Here is a 13,677-nt window from a genome sequence, read left to right as displayed (position 1 = left end):
TGTGTGTCGCCGGGACTCTCAGCTTCATCTCAGCGTCACGTCGCCAGCAGGTGAATGAACACTACAGTTTACATCTATTCGCCCCCTACACCTCCAACTATGGACGACGCCCGAACGACATTGCCTGCCCTCTTGCTGTCGCTAGTGTTGACGCTGGCTGTCGTGCCAGCCGGCGTGGCCGGAACACAGACGGCGCAGGACACACTGACCGTCGATAAAGACGGGAGTGCCGAGTACCAGTCAATACAGGCCGCTGTGAACGCTGCCGACAGCGGTGACACCGTCGAGGTCCGGCCGGGCACCTACCGCGAAGAAGTCCGAATCAACGAGAGTATTACCCTCGTCGCACCCGACCGGGCGATACTGGGCGGTTCGCGGTTCGTCAACGGAACCGGCGTCACGGTGGCCGGCGCAGCCGACGCGAACGTCACCGGATTCACCGTGCGTAACTACCGCTTTGGCGTCGCCGCCAACGAAACCAGCGGTGACTGGACAGTCACTGACACGACTGTTATCGCTGCCGATGTCGGGGTCTACGCGCCGAATACGGCTGGAAACTGGACTATCGAGGACGCCGCCGTCGCCAGCACAACCTACAGCGGCGTGTTCGTCCGCGGCACCAGCGGCGACTGGACGATTCGCGACACCCGATTCGTCAATGTCGGTGGCGACGGCGTCGATGTCCGCAAGTCCTCCGGTGACTGGACAGTCGCAACGGTTGTCGTCGACCGGTCCGGCGCAGACGGAGTCGACGCCTCCGGGACAACTGGCGACTGGACGGTCCGGAACACAGAGGTCCGCCGAAGCAACACCGGCGTCAAAGCCATCGACAGTGGCGGCAACTGGACGGTGACTGACCTGACGGTCCACCGAAGCGATACCGGCCTCGTAACCGCCTTCTCTGGAGGTGCGTGGACACTTGAAGATTCTACCCTTGAAACCCGAGACATCGGTGTCTTCACCGCTCGAACGACCGGAGCATGGACTATCCAGAATACGACCATTGAGAGCCAACAGCAGGGAATCCACGCCGTCAACACGAACGCGTCATGGACTGTCTCCGAGTCGACTATCTCCGTGACCGCAGAGCAAAATGCCATCGGTGTCGACGCCCGGTCCGCGAGTGGGGACTGGTCGCTTACCGATGTCACCATCGAAAGCCCCGGCATCGAAGTTGCCGAGTGACGGGACCACGCTGGCGGTGTCTTCCCCGTCACAGGCTGCCAATCTCGTCACCAAAGCGAAGCCCTTAATTAAAACACCCCCCTCTCCCAGAGTGCGGGACCGTGGGGTAGCGGTATCCTCGGCGCATGGGGTGCGTCGGACCTGAGTTCGAATCTCGGCGGTCCCACTCCAAAATAAAGGATAGCGGCCTTCTCTGCCGCTTTCTCACTGCAACGAGGTGGTCAGCGTGAGCCACACGGCTGACCCCTCCACCCGGCAAATCTGCCGGTTCTGTGGCTTCGTCATCGACCGTGAGTTGAAACGCTGTCCTGCGCTGGATGAGGGGGTGTGTCGGCCATGAGCCGTGCCGAGCGCAGCTGGCAACCGAGCAACGACCTCCCCGGAACGGTCGGCGGGCCGTCTACGCTGTCGATGCCTGACGACTGGACGCTGTCGACGCCGTGGCAGCGTGCCCAGCAAGAGAGCGACGACGGCGGCGCTATCAACGACGCCGAGCGTATCGTGAGTCTGTCCGACGGCGACGACTACCACCGCGTTCTCTGGGCGCTCAAGAGCCGTACACTCGTCGCTGAGTGCGACTGTCAGGGCTACCACTACAGCGACGGGTGGTGTGCCCACGTCGCTTCGCTGTGGTGGCAGTGGGTCCGTGGGCAGATCGTCGTGGCCCACCTCGACACCGGCCGCGAGTACCCAGCGCCACCAGCATGGCTCCGCCTCGACGACGACCCGACCGCCTACGATCACCTTCCTCCCGCTCAACTCGATGCCTACCTCGCCTGTGACCTCGGTAGCTTCGGTGTTCGGGAGTTCGCCCGCTACACCGACCGGGCGGCCGGCACCATCGGAAACCTGCTGACGGATGCCCGAAAGAAAACGGAGGGCCGCCTATGACGCGCACACACCCGCCCGCCCTCACGCGAGACCTTCTGGCGACCCCACGGGGGGCTGTCCTACAAGTACCAACATCGGCGTCCGTCACCGCGCCGTATGGGGATTCGGCCCCGTCTTACGAGGAGGTGCCTAGTCAGACATGACTGGCGGTTCCCAGCTCCACGAGGAGACCGGCAGCGACAAGATCACCTTCCGACTGCCGACTCACCTGAAAGAGCAGTACAAGGAGCAGGTCGACAACATGAGTGCTGACCTCGAAGAGTACGTGCGACGGAAAGTTTCGGAGCCGACCGAAGACGGTGGCGTGGAACCCTACGCCGACCCCGACGACCGAGACCTCGCCGTCGCCTACCGAACGCTGTGCAAGAAGCGTACGAAGGGTGGAATCGTCCGGGGCGAAACCGCCAAGCGGGCACTGGCCCAAGCCGTCGACAACATCGACCAGCAAGGCGCACAGCGTCTTCTCAACCGACTGGCGAAGCGTGGGTACGTCCACCTACAGAACGGGATTCCCCCAAGCGACTACATGGCGGTCCACGTTCGGCCGTTCTCCCGCCACGACCCCGCTCAGGGAGGTGCAAAAGCCGATGTGTGAACAGTCTGGCGCTGAACACACGCACTACTGTGACGACTGCGAGGAACCACTCTCGTTACTATACGACGACCGCAACGACGACAGTGTCTCGGTAGTCTGTGGACACTGCGGCGGTACCAACACGCGGCGGCTTGAGGAGCCGGAAGTTCTTCCAGAGTAATGGCCTAATCAGTCATTCACCCATTCAGCGGCGCGTTTTACGGGGTTTTAGCAATTCTGTTTCTGCGTATGCTCGTTCATCGAGTGGTGATAATTTGACGGAGCGAATAGAGTACGGAAGTAAGGACGCCGCAGATGCCGCGAGAGACCGACACAGTGAGTATCTGTGTAGCGATGACGACCGCCGGCTCAAGACCGTGGCGTGGGCGGAGAGCGGCACACCTGAGTGGGTCTTAGAGCAGGAGCGACTGGAAGCGGCCGACAGCCGCGACGACGGCGGCGACGACGGCGGACAGGTCGCTCTCTCGGACACTGAGCGCGACGGCATCGACTTCTCCGACGGCCGGGCCAACGTCCTACACGCCCGCTCTGTAAAGGGCATCGCACAGTCTGAGGGCGTAGAGGACTGGACGAGCTACTACGACCCGACCCTGACCGTAGACGAGCACCGGGAGGTGATGGCCGACGCCGCCCGAGAGAGCGGCAGCCGGACGGCCGAGGAGTCCGTCGAGGAGAAGGCCGGCCGTGCAGCCCGAGCCGCCCAATCCAGCCAGTGCGACCACGCCCGAGGGCACTGCGAGAACGGCGACCCCGAAGCCTGCGAGTTCCTTCAGCAGTCCTGTGGCTACGACGACGACGAGGTATCACTGCTGCTCGATGACCAGCGCCATGCGAACGAGCAGGACGTACTCGTGACTGTCGGCGGCGACGAGTACCCCGAGATGGAAGTGACGCCGGAGGTAGCCGGGGCGCTCCGCGACTCCTGGACCGGCTACAAAGCCGGCATGGGACAGCTAGACGACGCCCTCACGAAAGCGAGGGAAGCAGTCATCAACGCCCGGCAGGCATGGCGAGCCATCAACCGGATTCGAGAGGCGAACGGCCAAGAGCCGATGCATCCCGACCGGCTGCATACGCTGCTCGACGCCCTCGACACCATGCCCGACAGCATCCCCGAGGTGCGGACGCTCGATCACTTCACTCAGACCGAGACTGCCGACGAGCAGGCCGACGAACCGGACCAGTTCGCCACTGAGCAGCAGGGAACGCTCGGGATCGACACCGACGCCGAGCAGGTGGCCGAGGAAAAGCAGGTCACGCTTGCAGGTGGCGACGAAGCAGGTAACGAGGTGGCCCCGAAGGCGTGGCGGCAGAAGGGGACGACGTGGACCGGCGGCCCTCACAAAATCGCACTGGACAGCCACCAGCGCGGCAAATGGAACGTCAAACTGACCGGCCCAGCCGGCCCGCTCGACCTCGCTACCAACCTGCCCGACCCGACCGTGGCCGAGACGGTGGCCGTTGGCATCACCGAGCGAGTCCAGCCTGACGAGGTGACGGGCCACAACGCCGACGCAACCCTACAGGAAGCAGCAGCAGCGGCCAAGAGCGAAGCCCTGCCCGACGATGAGGGCGGGCTGATGGAGTACGCATGAAAGAGCCATACTACTGCCCCGCAGAGGGGTGCGACTACGGCACAGAATCGGACAAGTCCCTCGCGGCTGTCCGCTCTCACATCAACGCACTGGGGGACGATCACGACTGGGGCAGCCTCAAACCGCTCCTGCACGAGCAGGGAGAGAGCAACGACGACCAGCCAGACGACCAGCAGGGCGACCCCGACGACGACCCGCCCGGCACGGGGGGCGCGGCTGGTAGCGAAGGGGACAGCGACGACGACCAGCAAACCGAGGGGGTAGAGCAGACTGAAACCCCCCAGAACGGGGAGAACGACCAGCAAGACATGGACCAATCCGACGAGTACGACCAGCAGGTACAGCAGGCACAGCAGGCAAACGACCAGCCAGACGACCTCAACGACAGCAGCCAAAGCGGGGGACAGCAGGGAGGACAGACCAGCCAGACGACCAGCGGCCGAGGGGTGCCTGTGGTCCCCCTCGTGGCTGGTATCCTGCTGCTCGGGCTGCTGCTCGTTGCCCTCTCCGGGGGCGACGACCAGCCGACCGAGGTAGACAGCGAAGTGACCGAGGAGACCGAGCAGGCCGACCCAGTTGCCGACGACCCGGAGGCTGATGTAGCATGGTAGAGACCGAACAGGTCGACCCGGCCGAGCAGGAGAGCGACGAGGGAGAGACCGAGGAAGACGCGCCCGACATCGACCCCGACGAGAAAGCGGACATATCGCTAGACGAGTTGGATGTAGACCCCGACGACGTCGAGGAGGAAGCAGGGGCCGCCAGCGCCGACGAGAGCGACCCCGACGACCAAGACGATACGGACGAGCAGGGGACCGACGAGACGGCCAGCCAGCCGGCCATGCACGACGGCGAGACATGGGGCGACCAGTACGTTTCGATGCTGGCGCTCCTGCTCGGCGAAATTGCGGAGTCGACCGACGGCGAGCCGGGCAAGACCGCCGAGGACATCGAGGAACTGGCCCGCGCTCCGCCGGTCGAACTTGACGAGAACGTGGACGAGTGGCTACAGCAGGCCGGCATGGGGGCCGATGTGCCCCCCGGCAAGGCCGTCGCCATCGGCACGGCCGGTCTCGTCGCGGTGGTCCTGCTGACCGAGACCGACGCAGCGAGCGACCTGATGGATGGACTGAGCGACCAACTGACCGACGCAGACCTACTCTAAGACCATGATGGACAAACTCAAGCAGATTCAGCGAGCAAAGGCCGAACTCGAAAACCCCCGCGAAAGTGACCATATCAGGGTCATAGCGGAGGTGCTGGCAGAAATCGAGACAGCCCAGCGGCGGGCGGTCATGGAGCAGCGGGCCGAACTAGAGCTCGAAACTGGCGACGGCCGGACCAACCTCGACAAGCAGGAGCGAGTGGGGGCCATCCTCGATGTGGTCGACGCACAGACCCCCGGCGGCCCGTCGCTGGCAGAGACGTGGATAGAGCAGTGTGTCGACATCGACGGCGACCCGGCGGCGCTCTCGCACTACTCGGCGATGGACAGCGATGAATGGGCGGCTCAAATCGGCCGCTGGGCAGACACCTACCGCAACGCCGAAGCCGGCGAAATCGACGCGACCGACCGAGACCTCGCCGACCATCACATCAGCCAGAAGTGGGGTGTCTCGCTCTCCGAGTTCGAGGGAACCATTGTGGAGTTCGACGGTGAGAAGGCTATAGAAGACCTGCTCGCCGGTCCGTCGAAAGAGACCAAGCAGGCCATCGAAGCAAATACGGAGGCGATGGCATGAGGCACACTGACATTTGGCTCGAAGCAATGGGAGCGGCACTGCTCTCCTGTGCCGTCTACGAGGTGCTGACCGGGACGCGCTCAACCGACGGCGACCGCGACGACCGGCCCGACTGGGCGACCCTCACCGAGTGCGACCTGCAAGCCCTCGCAGACGGGGACGCTCAGACCATCCGCACCAGCGGGACCGGAGACCTGTACCGTCTCGAAGCCGTCGACGTGGAGACCAACACCGACGAATGAGCGACGACTGCACCAACTCGCGCCGGGAGTGTGACGCCTGCGGCCGCCCTATCTGCCGGCGCTGTAGCCGGTGCATGGTGCGGCGTGCCCACTCGGTCGGTCCGCTCTCGTGGACCTACCGCTGCCCGTCGTGGTGGTGCCGGTTCCGCAAGCGGCTCCGACTCCGACCGCTCCGGCTCGGCGACACACCAAGAACCGGCGTCTGCACGGAGGGAGACGGGTGAACCTCGCGTTTGTCGCACAGAGCGGCTGGGGTAAGGGGTTCCATGCCCAAAGCTGGATGGAAAGCAACGCCAAGGACTACGACGCGCTGGCCGTCCTGGACTACTGCGCGGAGTACCGGGGACTCGTCAAAGCCGGCGTGGCCGACCACCTGATAGTCGGCCCCGTCGAAGCGCAATGGTCCGTACAGGACTGGATGGCGGTCCTGAGAGCGAACCCCTACGTCGTGCTGGAACGGCACAAAGCGAAGATCGGGACCGACCGCTGGCGGGAAATCGCTACCCGCATTGCCTCGGCGCTCCGTCGCCTCGACCGTGACCAGTTGGTGGTCGTCGACGAAGCCCACTTCGTCGCTCCCCAACGCGAGAAGCTGCCGAAACCCATCAAGGAACTGGCGACGACCGGCCGGGGCGCTGGCACGTCGACCATGTGGGTAACGCAACGGACGGCTGAGATAGACAAGACCATCCTAACGCAGTGTCAGGCCCGCATGGTCGGGGGCTTCGACGGCGGGGAGATCGGCCCGCTCTCCACGTCGATAGAGTACCCTGCCGAACTCCACGACCCGCGAGCAGACCCGGCCCCGTCGACGCTACCCGAGGAACTGCTACCGAGCGGAAGAGAGCGGCCCACATCGCTCCAAAAGCACAAGAACGACGAGGGCCAGACCGTCGGGAGCGAGTGGATTTACTCAGACGACGACGGGAACCGGCGGCGTGTCGACACTGGCGGCGTCAAGATGAGCAGCACGCACTACGGCAGCGAAGGCAACGACCTCAACCCACCGGAGTACGCATGATGACACAGATTACCCTACGAGGCGACGACAGCGAACGGTTCGAGGATGCACGCGAGCGAATCGACCGAGACCTTCCCGGCAGCAGCCCCTCAAACGCTGAGGTGGTGCGTATCCTGCTGGACGACTCGCAGTACTGACCCACTCCGAAGCACCCCGAAGCAGACCACTCCGCTTTTTCGTCGGTTCTTGAATATATACCGGTCTAAACGGGGTGATTGCATGGATTTTGGTAATGCGATGGGCACACTCGCCTCGGAGGACTACGTTGTGGACGTAGCCCTCGTGATGGGCGGGTTCGTGGCCCCTGCTGCTGTCAAGTACGGAGTCGAGAACAAGATGGGCAAGGACCTGCCCGACGAGGCGTACGGCGCGACCGTCGCGGTCGGTGGCGCTCTCTACGGAGGGGAGGGACGCAAAGTCGCGCTCGGTGGCGGTGTCCACGTCGTGGAGTCGCTTCGCACCCGGTTCATGGGGGATGACTGAGCATGTCCGAAGACCTATTCGCGTCTGAGGGCAGCACGGCCGAGGCGGTCACGGTCGCGCAGAACGCGCCGGCCAGCCCTCGGCCCACCCCTATCCTCGAAATCACGCCGGAGCGGGGCCAGTTCCTCCGGTTCCTGAACCGAGTCGCACAGGGCGAGCAGGACGGGATGCCCGTCTACATGGACCTGCGCGACTCCAACGGCGACAAGCTCCCGACCAGCACCTCGCTGTACTTCGCCGTCGAGCCGTCCGGTCACGAATCGGCGATGAAGGTCTCCGAGGTGCTGAAGAACATCAGCCAGTACGTCAAGCTCGGCATTTCCGAGCAGCGCAACGTCGACAACATCGACAGCGTGAAAATCGAGCTACAGGCCCCGGAGAACGCCCCGAACGGCGGCGACTCCGTGCCCAAGGTCGATGTGCGCGACATCGACACGCTGTACCTGATGTGCGACTCGCCTGCCCAAATCGATTGGGCGCAGTCCGAGGTGTACATCGAGAGCAACGCAGTCGAGCAGCACGGACGGCGGTGATTCCGATGGGACTGATGGACCGACTGGCCGACGCTCGCCGACAGCCCGGCCACATCACGCCCGACGAGATGGACACCTCGGTCAACTCGCAGGGCCAGCGGTCGCGCATCGGCCGCTACCGGGCCACCACGGCCCACATGCTCCGCGAGGGCCGGCAGAACCCTCTCAAAATCGCTATTCCTGCCTACCAGCAGGAGACGACCAACGCGACGGCTGACGACTCCGAGCAGTTCAACCTCGGCCACTCCGTGACCGACACGCCGGTCACGCAGCCGGTCGTCGTGTGGCTCGACGGCGAGTACTACGGCACGCCGGACTCGGTGGACTACGACAACGACACCATCACCGTAACCGACTCGGGAACCGACAGCACCGTCCACATCTACTACATCAGTGACGCCGCCGCCTCTCTCGAAATCCGCAAGGCGGCGAGCAACGCCGATACAGGTTCTCAGCGGGTGTACACGGGGAACCTCGGGCTGGTACACGAGGCTCCGCAGATCGAGCAGCCCGAGTACCTACGGCTGAATCAGACCCCGCTGCACAACTGGGTCGGCACGGACATGACCGTCGACGTGTACCTCGATGCGCCGTACACCGTCCGCTGGACGGACACCAACGGCGACGGGACAGAGCCGACGAACGCACTCCTGCACGTCCCTGCCATGGTCGGCCAGAGTGAGATACAGGGCCTCACCTCGGCCGTCGCGGCAGACATGGGACGGCAGTAGGAGACTTCTTAGCCATGTTTTCGGCTGACTACACGCCAGTATGGGAAGAAGGAGCATCGGCAACAGAGAGCGGCGACTTCGAGGACTCGGTAACGTTCACGACGACCGACGCTGACCCCGACGAAGTGGCCGGCAGCAACAGCGAGACGAACGGCCCGCTGACCGCGACAGTCGAGCAGTCGGGATGGACGACCGACGATGTGATGATGGCGCTGTCGGCGCTGAACGTCCTGATGTTCGCCATCCTGCTGTACCTGTCCGTGCAGGAGGGTACCTAATGGCCGAGTGGCTACCCGACGACCTCGAACCCGAAGATGGGACGCTGGCAGACTCGGCGGCCGACGCGACCGGCACATATGCCGATTGGGCACTCTCACCAGTCCAGGAGGCCACCGGAGTCGGCCCCACGGCCTCTGAAACGGCTGACTTCATAGTCGGGGCCTACGGCACCCCGCCCGAGGAGGGCGAGGAGTACAACCAAGACGCGGTTCTGACCGGCCCCGCACGGGACGCCTACGACTACGCTTTCGACTATGATGGCGAGTGGGGCGGTCAGGACGATCAGCACGACCTCGCTGGCCCATCCGTGGACTTGGGGGCCGCTCTTGACGCTGAGAGCGATGAGCCGGTGTTTCGTCGACAATCTGACCCGGACGCCGGGAGCGGCCTGCTCGGCTACGGCATGGTCGGCGCTCGGGAAGCCGGCGGTATCGTCGTCGTGGTGGCGCTGCTGTTGCTTGGCGCTCCCTACGTCCAAGCGGCCGCATCGGCAACAGGAGGGAGCGCGTGATGCTTCCCGACCCAATTGTCTACCAGACTGCGGCCATCGTAATCGCGGGAGCACTGTCAGCTATCGCTATCGAAGCCAGATGGACGCACAAGGCAGTCCTACGGCACGACCGGCAGCTAAACGGAAGCGACCATCGGAAGGGAATCGCTGTGCTGGTGAACGAGCATCTACGCGGTACGGAGAAAGATGAGAACTGACGTAACAGCAGAAACGAGAGAGCTATCCGAGGAGGAGATCGAGGAGCAACGCCGTCAAATCGACGGGGAGGGGGGTGCGGCGTGATCGTCCCCCAGCCGGCGGCTGACGACGTGCCGTACAACGACCCTATCTCTCGGTCGCTCGACCCCGGATCACAGCTGACCGTGACCTTCGAGCCGACCAAGCAGGTGACGGAGTTTGTGCTGCCGATTCTGGCCGTTTCGAAGCATCCTAACAGCAGTTATGAGGTGTGGCAAGACGGCGAGAAGATTTACGGACCGGCCCCAATACCGCCGACCGACATTGACGACCTGACGGCGACATGGCTTCCGGCCCGGCGGTTTTCCAGCAAGCTCCGTATCATCGTCCGCAACCTTGGAGACACGACGACGCGGACCTACTCGATTCAGCCCATCGGCTGGGAGGTGAGCGGATAATGCTCGACACAAACGCGGCAGTCGAGCGTATCAACAAGGTGCAGGACTCCGACGGCGAAGACACCACGCCGGCCAACGAGGACCGGCAGCAGGCGATTCAGAGGGCCGTCGGGAACCCGTCGGGGGCGACCATCGAGACCTACACGACCGGCGGAACGGCCGCCGAGCAGCTGCCCGATCTCTCCATCCCGGACGGGGTGACGGCACTCGTCGTCTACCTGCCCGCCAACAGCGGAGACGTGTTTCTCGGAGACACAGACGACCAGTTTATCCCGCTGACCGACGCGGGCCACGTCTTCGAGTGGGAAGGAGCCACGCTGTCGGACCTGCACATCAGGACCAACACGGCCGGCGACGGCGTGGGCATCGTCTTTGAAGGAGGGACCTGAGATGGCGGGACTCTCCGCTACCTCCGGCGGTGGCTTCGACTACATCCAGAGCGCCGAGCCAGCAGACCCGAAGAACGCCGAACTCTGGTTCGACACGGACGGCGGGACCGACCGCAACGGCGAGGTGAAGGTCTACGACGGCAGCCAGTGGGACACGACCGGCTACGTCAGCCACGACCAACTCACGAACGTCTCGCCCGGCGACCACCACGACCCGGTGACGGTCTCTTCACCGCTCACTCGGTCGGGGCAGGCTCTTGCACTGGCACTCGGCAACGCGCTGACGCTGGATAGCAACGACGACCTCGCCGTCGCGGAGGGCAATATCTCGCTGTCGAACCTGTCGGGGTATCCCATCGGGACCGGCGATTTAGGCTTTGACACGGCCACTCAGTCGGAGTTAGACAGTCACGCCGGGGACACTGGCAACCCGCACAACGTTACGGACGACCAGACCGGCGCTGCCACGGCCCTGTCAAATCATGCGAGCGATTCGACGGCCCATCACAGCAAGCCGACCCAGACCCAATCTGCCAGTGCCGACGCGCCGACCGTAACAGTCAGTGAGAACATCAGCGAGGGGTCGACTCAAACCGTCACAGTCTGGACGGCTGCAACGTCTGTCGACGTATCGACCGCCCACACGGTAGATGCCACGGTTGAGGGTTCGACGCAGACCCACGGCAGTGTCTCGGTCAGTGACGGGACCCAAACCGTGCAGGTCGACGGCATCATCAGCGAGATAACCGTTGAGATGACCGCCACTTCCGGCGGGCTGCTCTCGGGCAACGTCGACCTGACCATCTCGCTGCCGACCGGCCCCGGCCACTCTCATCAGATATGACCCTCACAACCATCTCAGATACCGGTATCCCGGTCAAAGCCGGCATATCATCCATCGGTCCAGAGCCGAGCGGTCCCGATGGTTCGTGGCACTCATTCCGGGACCAGATTCCCATCGGGGTCTCCTCTCGTGAGTGGACCGGCAACGGTTATCAGTACAGCAGTCGTGCCGGCCAGCGCCTCCCGGTCGAGATTGGCGGAGTGCCGACTCGGATGGTCGATGTGCCCGGAGCCGAGGATTTCGGCGGTTTCCAGCTTGTCGACATCCCGTTAACTTTGGGGTCCGGTCAACATGCCATCACGGTCGACGGCACGACGGTTTCGACGGTTCAAATCTACAACCCCGACGACCCACCCAAGCCGGACACTGACAGCCAGCCGGACCCGGAGGTGCCCGGCACGACAGGGACCGACGAGCAACCCGGCACACAGCCGTCCGCAGGCGGCTCGGAGAGCAATCAGCAGCGTAGCACAGTCCCGACAAAGACGGTTGCGGCGGCCGGCATCGCCGCGCTTGCACTATTGATATGGGCACGCTAATCACAGGAGGAGCATACGAGGGAGACGCTGGAGAATCGTACGACGGGGTAGTCATCGACGCAGGCGACTACGACTCGACGGAAGAGCTAAACGATGCGAACGACGAGGCCATGACCGACGAGTGGGCCGACGAGGTATCCAACGTCGAGCATCTGGCCGAGTCCGTCCAGTCGTCCGACAGCAGCCTCTCGCAAGACGAGGTAGAGGCACTGGTTGAGGCCAGCAACGGCAGCCTATCGGACGGCGGTGACGACAGCGACGAGACCGCGACCACTCCCGACGACACGGGTTCGAGCGGTTCGGGGTCGAGCGATTCGGGAGGCACTGGACAGCCTCCTATCATCCTGCCGTCGACAGGAGACGGCGACGACGGCATGGGCAACCTGCTGTTGATTGGCGGGCTGGCCCTGCTCGGGGTCGCGGTGGTGGTTCAGCGATGATTCCTCTCCAAGCACTGCCGCAAATACCGGACCCGCAGACCGTCGCGCTGTGCCTGCTGTTTTTCATTTCGGGCATGGCAGTGCCGACCCGCTACGGGATGGAGCGCATCGAGGGCTTCGGGCGGCTGGTGGCGTCGAAGCTCCCATACAAGGCTCCGCCGGGTACAGACGAGGAGACCGCAATGCAAGCAACGCAGGAGGGCGATAAGTGAGCTTCCCGTACCATACTGTGCCGGATGGGTCGGCGGTACTCCCACATCACTACCTGTGGGCCACGCTGGCGGCGCTGGTGCCTATCCTCATCGTGTGGGACAACTACCCGCGCCGAGAGCCATGGGTGGCGCTGTGCGGCGTGCTGGGTGGTCTCGTGAGCTTCGCTCTGATATGGCCCCGGTATCCGGTCATCGGCGCGAGTCTGACGCTGGCGGCGAACGCGGTGGTGCTACTCGCCCCGTTCCGTCCAGGGTGGCGCGAGTGGCCCCGGCGGCACGCGGTCGCGGTGGTACTGCTAGCACTGCTGGCGGCCGACGACTCGCTACAGCACGCGCTGGGCTGGCACACGCCGATAGATTCGGTGTGGAAGGCCGGCGGCCGGCGGGCGATGGTCAACGCGGCGGAAGTGGTGGCAAATGCCGTCTGACGACGCGCCACCGCTCCGGTTCGAGAAGGTCGACGGGCGGCTACTCGTGACGGTCGACGGGACCGACGAGGTACTACGAGCGGATCCGTCGGCTGCTGTCGAACCGCCGCGGTAGGTGTCCGGTTCTGTGGGGAAAATGGGACATCTTTTGCATAGTGATTCTCCACTTATGACCTATATTGTCAATCCTACAGCTAGGAGTAACTCTCTAAAACCGCGAACATTGTTTACCGGACAAACTATCTCAAGTGTTTTCAAATGTTGTAAACTGGCCATACTTTTTTATTCTTCACACCTCGTAGAGTACGATATACAGTACCACGCTGCCGACAGAGAATGGGCAGATATAACAACCGCGTGTAAGCTAGAGTGTTACGAGAAC

The 13,677-nt window shown here is 63.8% G+C and carries 25 protein-coding genes and 1 tRNA gene; all 26 read left to right on the top strand.

From position 1 onward, the window contains the following. Positions 1 to 99: 99 nt before the first annotated feature. Positions 100 to 1,185, top strand: a complete 1,086-nt coding sequence (locus tag RR_RS06735) for a right-handed parallel beta-helix repeat-containing protein (RefSeq protein ID WP_049938796.1) — start codon at positions 100 to 102, stop codon at positions 1,183 to 1,185. 95 nt (positions 1,186 to 1,280) lie between these two features. Next, positions 1,281 to 1,351 (top strand) — tRNA-Pro (locus RR_RS06730). Positions 1,352 to 1,521: 170 nt separating this feature from the next. Next, entirely contained in the window at positions 1,522 to 2,076 is a 555-nt protein-coding gene (locus RR_RS06725) for a sigma-70 region 4 domain-containing protein (protein ID WP_011223133.1), read from the top strand. A gap of 139 nt (positions 2,077 to 2,215) precedes the next feature. Next, positions 2,216 to 2,671, top strand: a complete 456-nt coding sequence (locus RR_RS06720) for a hypothetical protein (RefSeq protein WP_011223132.1) — start codon at positions 2,216 to 2,218, stop codon at positions 2,669 to 2,671. Next, positions 2,664 to 2,831, top strand: a complete 168-nt coding sequence (locus tag RR_RS22330) for a hypothetical protein (protein WP_011223131.1) — start codon at positions 2,664 to 2,666, stop codon at positions 2,829 to 2,831. The genes RR_RS06720 and RR_RS22330 overlap by 8 nt, the downstream gene beginning before the upstream one ends. A gap of 94 nt (positions 2,832 to 2,925) precedes the next feature. Continuing rightward, positions 2,926 to 4,266, top strand: coding sequence for a hypothetical protein (locus RR_RS06715; protein WP_049938794.1), 1,341 nt, complete (start codon positions 2,926 to 2,928; stop codon positions 4,264 to 4,266). Continuing rightward, positions 4,263 to 4,877 carry a hypothetical protein gene (locus tag RR_RS06710; RefSeq protein WP_011223129.1) on the top strand — a complete coding sequence of 205 codons (615 nt, stop codon included), beginning with the start codon at positions 4,263 to 4,265 and terminating at the stop codon, positions 4,875 to 4,877. Before RR_RS06715 ends, RR_RS06710 begins: the two co-directional genes overlap by 4 nt. Then, on the top strand, positions 4,871 to 5,431 hold the full coding sequence (locus RR_RS06705; RefSeq protein ID WP_011223128.1) for a hypothetical protein: 561 nt from the start codon (positions 4,871 to 4,873) through the stop codon (positions 5,429 to 5,431). The genes RR_RS06710 and RR_RS06705 overlap by 7 nt, the downstream gene beginning before the upstream one ends. A 4-nt stretch (positions 5,432 to 5,435) precedes the next feature. Beyond that, a complete protein-coding gene (locus RR_RS06700; RefSeq protein ID WP_011223127.1) occupies positions 5,436 to 6,008 on the top strand; it encodes a hypothetical protein in 573 nt (190 codons plus the stop codon). Then, positions 6,005 to 6,250 carry a hypothetical protein gene (locus tag RR_RS06695; protein WP_011223126.1) on the top strand — a complete coding sequence of 82 codons (246 nt, stop codon included), beginning with the start codon at positions 6,005 to 6,007 and terminating at the stop codon, positions 6,248 to 6,250. The genes RR_RS06700 and RR_RS06695 overlap by 4 nt, the downstream gene beginning before the upstream one ends. Before the next feature lie 220 nt (positions 6,251 to 6,470). Continuing rightward, the gene (locus RR_RS06690; RefSeq protein WP_232508554.1) at positions 6,471 to 7,271 is read left to right on the top strand and encodes an ATP-binding protein; all 801 of its coding nucleotides are present in this window, start codon (positions 6,471 to 6,473) and stop codon (positions 7,269 to 7,271) included. Further along, the gene (locus RR_RS22325; protein ID WP_011223124.1) at positions 7,268 to 7,408 is read left to right on the top strand and encodes a hypothetical protein; all 141 of its coding nucleotides are present in this window, start codon (positions 7,268 to 7,270) and stop codon (positions 7,406 to 7,408) included. The genes RR_RS06690 and RR_RS22325 overlap by 4 nt, the downstream gene beginning before the upstream one ends. 82 nt (positions 7,409 to 7,490) lie before the next feature. Beyond that, complete coding sequence (locus RR_RS06685) at positions 7,491 to 7,754, top strand: hypothetical protein (RefSeq protein ID WP_049938792.1); 264 nt, start codon at positions 7,491 to 7,493, stop codon at positions 7,752 to 7,754. Between the two features lie 2 nt (positions 7,755 to 7,756). Further along, the gene (locus tag RR_RS06680; protein WP_011223123.1) at positions 7,757 to 8,287 is read left to right on the top strand and encodes a hypothetical protein; all 531 of its coding nucleotides are present in this window, start codon (positions 7,757 to 7,759) and stop codon (positions 8,285 to 8,287) included. Positions 8,288 to 8,301: 14 nt separating this feature from the next. Then, the gene (locus RR_RS06675) at positions 8,302 to 9,018 is read left to right on the top strand and encodes a hypothetical protein (RefSeq protein ID WP_232508553.1); all 717 of its coding nucleotides are present in this window, start codon (positions 8,302 to 8,304) and stop codon (positions 9,016 to 9,018) included. Between the two features lie 14 nt (positions 9,019 to 9,032). Further along, the gene (locus RR_RS06670; protein WP_011223121.1) at positions 9,033 to 9,296 is read left to right on the top strand and encodes a hypothetical protein; all 264 of its coding nucleotides are present in this window, start codon (positions 9,033 to 9,035) and stop codon (positions 9,294 to 9,296) included. Then, positions 9,296 to 9,808, top strand: a complete 513-nt coding sequence (locus RR_RS06665) for a hypothetical protein (protein WP_011223120.1) — start codon at positions 9,296 to 9,298, stop codon at positions 9,806 to 9,808. The genes RR_RS06670 and RR_RS06665 overlap by 1 nt, the downstream gene beginning before the upstream one ends. After that, the gene (locus tag RR_RS06660) at positions 9,808 to 10,005 is read left to right on the top strand and encodes a hypothetical protein (protein ID WP_011223119.1); all 198 of its coding nucleotides are present in this window, start codon (positions 9,808 to 9,810) and stop codon (positions 10,003 to 10,005) included. The genes RR_RS06665 and RR_RS06660 overlap by 1 nt, the downstream gene beginning before the upstream one ends. An 81-nt stretch (positions 10,006 to 10,086) precedes the next feature. After that, positions 10,087 to 10,443, top strand: a complete 357-nt coding sequence (locus RR_RS06655; RefSeq protein WP_049938791.1) for a hypothetical protein — start codon at positions 10,087 to 10,089, stop codon at positions 10,441 to 10,443. Then, positions 10,443 to 10,832: a hypothetical protein gene (locus RR_RS06650; protein WP_232508552.1), complete on the top strand. Its 390-nt coding sequence runs from the start codon at positions 10,443 to 10,445 to the stop codon at positions 10,830 to 10,832. The genes RR_RS06655 and RR_RS06650 overlap by 1 nt, the downstream gene beginning before the upstream one ends. Position 10,833: 1 nt before the next feature. Then, positions 10,834 to 11,676: a hypothetical protein gene (locus RR_RS06645; protein ID WP_011223116.1), complete on the top strand. Its 843-nt coding sequence runs from the start codon at positions 10,834 to 10,836 to the stop codon at positions 11,674 to 11,676. After that, positions 11,673 to 12,215: a hypothetical protein gene (locus tag RR_RS06640; RefSeq protein ID WP_011223115.1), complete on the top strand. Its 543-nt coding sequence runs from the start codon at positions 11,673 to 11,675 to the stop codon at positions 12,213 to 12,215. The genes RR_RS06645 and RR_RS06640 overlap by 4 nt, the downstream gene beginning before the upstream one ends. Next, on the top strand, positions 12,203 to 12,655 hold the full coding sequence (locus RR_RS06635) for a hypothetical protein (protein ID WP_011223114.1): 453 nt from the start codon (positions 12,203 to 12,205) through the stop codon (positions 12,653 to 12,655). The genes RR_RS06640 and RR_RS06635 overlap by 13 nt, the downstream gene beginning before the upstream one ends. Next, complete coding sequence (locus tag RR_RS06630) at positions 12,652 to 12,867, top strand: hypothetical protein (RefSeq protein ID WP_011223113.1); 216 nt, start codon at positions 12,652 to 12,654, stop codon at positions 12,865 to 12,867. The genes RR_RS06635 and RR_RS06630 overlap by 4 nt, the downstream gene beginning before the upstream one ends. Beyond that, positions 12,864 to 13,295, top strand: coding sequence for a hypothetical protein (locus tag RR_RS06625; RefSeq protein ID WP_049938789.1), 432 nt, complete (start codon positions 12,864 to 12,866; stop codon positions 13,293 to 13,295). The genes RR_RS06630 and RR_RS06625 overlap by 4 nt, the downstream gene beginning before the upstream one ends. Further along, positions 13,285 to 13,410, top strand: coding sequence for a hypothetical protein (locus RR_RS22940; protein WP_011223112.1), 126 nt, complete (start codon positions 13,285 to 13,287; stop codon positions 13,408 to 13,410). The genes RR_RS06625 and RR_RS22940 overlap by 11 nt, the downstream gene beginning before the upstream one ends. Positions 13,411 to 13,677 lie beyond the last annotated feature (267 nt).

Origin of the sequence: Haloarcula marismortui ATCC 43049, assembly GCF_000011085.1 — an archaeon.
Classification (GTDB): domain Archaea; phylum Halobacteriota; class Halobacteria; order Halobacteriales; family Haloarculaceae; genus Haloarcula; species Haloarcula marismortui.
The sequence above is the reverse complement of the archived record's forward strand: the minus strand, read 5'-3'. Positions and strand labels throughout refer to the sequence as shown.

What these genes read in the sequence shown, in the direction of transcription:
- RR_RS22330 (WP_011223131.1), top strand. Translation starts at nt 2,664, where the DNA reads ATGTGTGAACAGTCTGGCGCTGAACACACGCACTACTGTGACGACTGC.
- RR_RS06685 (WP_049938792.1), top strand. Translation starts at nt 7,491, where the DNA reads ATGGATTTTGGTAATGCGATGGGCACACTCGCCTCGGAGGACTACGTT.
- RR_RS06705 (WP_011223128.1), top strand. Translation starts at nt 4,871, where the DNA reads ATGGTAGAGACCGAACAGGTCGACCCGGCCGAGCAGGAGAGCGACGAG.
- RR_RS06710 (WP_011223129.1), top strand. Translation starts at nt 4,263, where the DNA reads ATGAAAGAGCCATACTACTGCCCCGCAGAGGGGTGCGACTACGGCACA.
- RR_RS06650 (WP_232508552.1), top strand. Translation starts at nt 10,443, where the DNA reads ATGCTCGACACAAACGCGGCAGTCGAGCGTATCAACAAGGTGCAGGAC.
- RR_RS06680 (WP_011223123.1), top strand. Translation starts at nt 7,757, where the DNA reads ATGTCCGAAGACCTATTCGCGTCTGAGGGCAGCACGGCCGAGGCGGTC.
- RR_RS06675 (WP_232508553.1), top strand. Translation starts at nt 8,302, where the DNA reads ATGGACCGACTGGCCGACGCTCGCCGACAGCCCGGCCACATCACGCCC.
- RR_RS22940 (WP_011223112.1), top strand. Translation starts at nt 13,285, where the DNA reads ATGCCGTCTGACGACGCGCCACCGCTCCGGTTCGAGAAGGTCGACGGG.
- RR_RS06665 (WP_011223120.1), top strand. Translation starts at nt 9,296, where the DNA reads ATGGCCGAGTGGCTACCCGACGACCTCGAACCCGAAGATGGGACGCTG.
- RR_RS06630 (WP_011223113.1), top strand. Translation starts at nt 12,652, where the DNA reads ATGATTCCTCTCCAAGCACTGCCGCAAATACCGGACCCGCAGACCGTC.
- RR_RS06725 (WP_011223133.1), top strand. Translation starts at nt 1,522, where the DNA reads ATGAGCCGTGCCGAGCGCAGCTGGCAACCGAGCAACGACCTCCCCGGA.
- RR_RS06700 (WP_011223127.1), top strand. Translation starts at nt 5,436, where the DNA reads ATGATGGACAAACTCAAGCAGATTCAGCGAGCAAAGGCCGAACTCGAA.
- RR_RS06695 (WP_011223126.1), top strand. Translation starts at nt 6,005, where the DNA reads ATGAGGCACACTGACATTTGGCTCGAAGCAATGGGAGCGGCACTGCTC.
- RR_RS06660 (WP_011223119.1), top strand. Translation starts at nt 9,808, where the DNA reads ATGCTTCCCGACCCAATTGTCTACCAGACTGCGGCCATCGTAATCGCG.
- RR_RS06645 (WP_011223116.1), top strand. Translation starts at nt 10,834, where the DNA reads ATGGCGGGACTCTCCGCTACCTCCGGCGGTGGCTTCGACTACATCCAG.
- RR_RS22325 (WP_011223124.1), top strand. Translation starts at nt 7,268, where the DNA reads ATGATGACACAGATTACCCTACGAGGCGACGACAGCGAACGGTTCGAG.
- RR_RS06670 (WP_011223121.1), top strand. Translation starts at nt 9,033, where the DNA reads ATGTTTTCGGCTGACTACACGCCAGTATGGGAAGAAGGAGCATCGGCA.
- RR_RS06720 (WP_011223132.1), top strand. Translation starts at nt 2,216, where the DNA reads ATGACTGGCGGTTCCCAGCTCCACGAGGAGACCGGCAGCGACAAGATC.
- RR_RS06635 (WP_011223114.1), top strand. Translation starts at nt 12,203, where the DNA reads ATGGGCACGCTAATCACAGGAGGAGCATACGAGGGAGACGCTGGAGAA.
- RR_RS06640 (WP_011223115.1), top strand. Translation starts at nt 11,673, where the DNA reads ATGACCCTCACAACCATCTCAGATACCGGTATCCCGGTCAAAGCCGGC.
- RR_RS06735 (WP_049938796.1), top strand. Translation starts at nt 100, where the DNA reads ATGGACGACGCCCGAACGACATTGCCTGCCCTCTTGCTGTCGCTAGTG.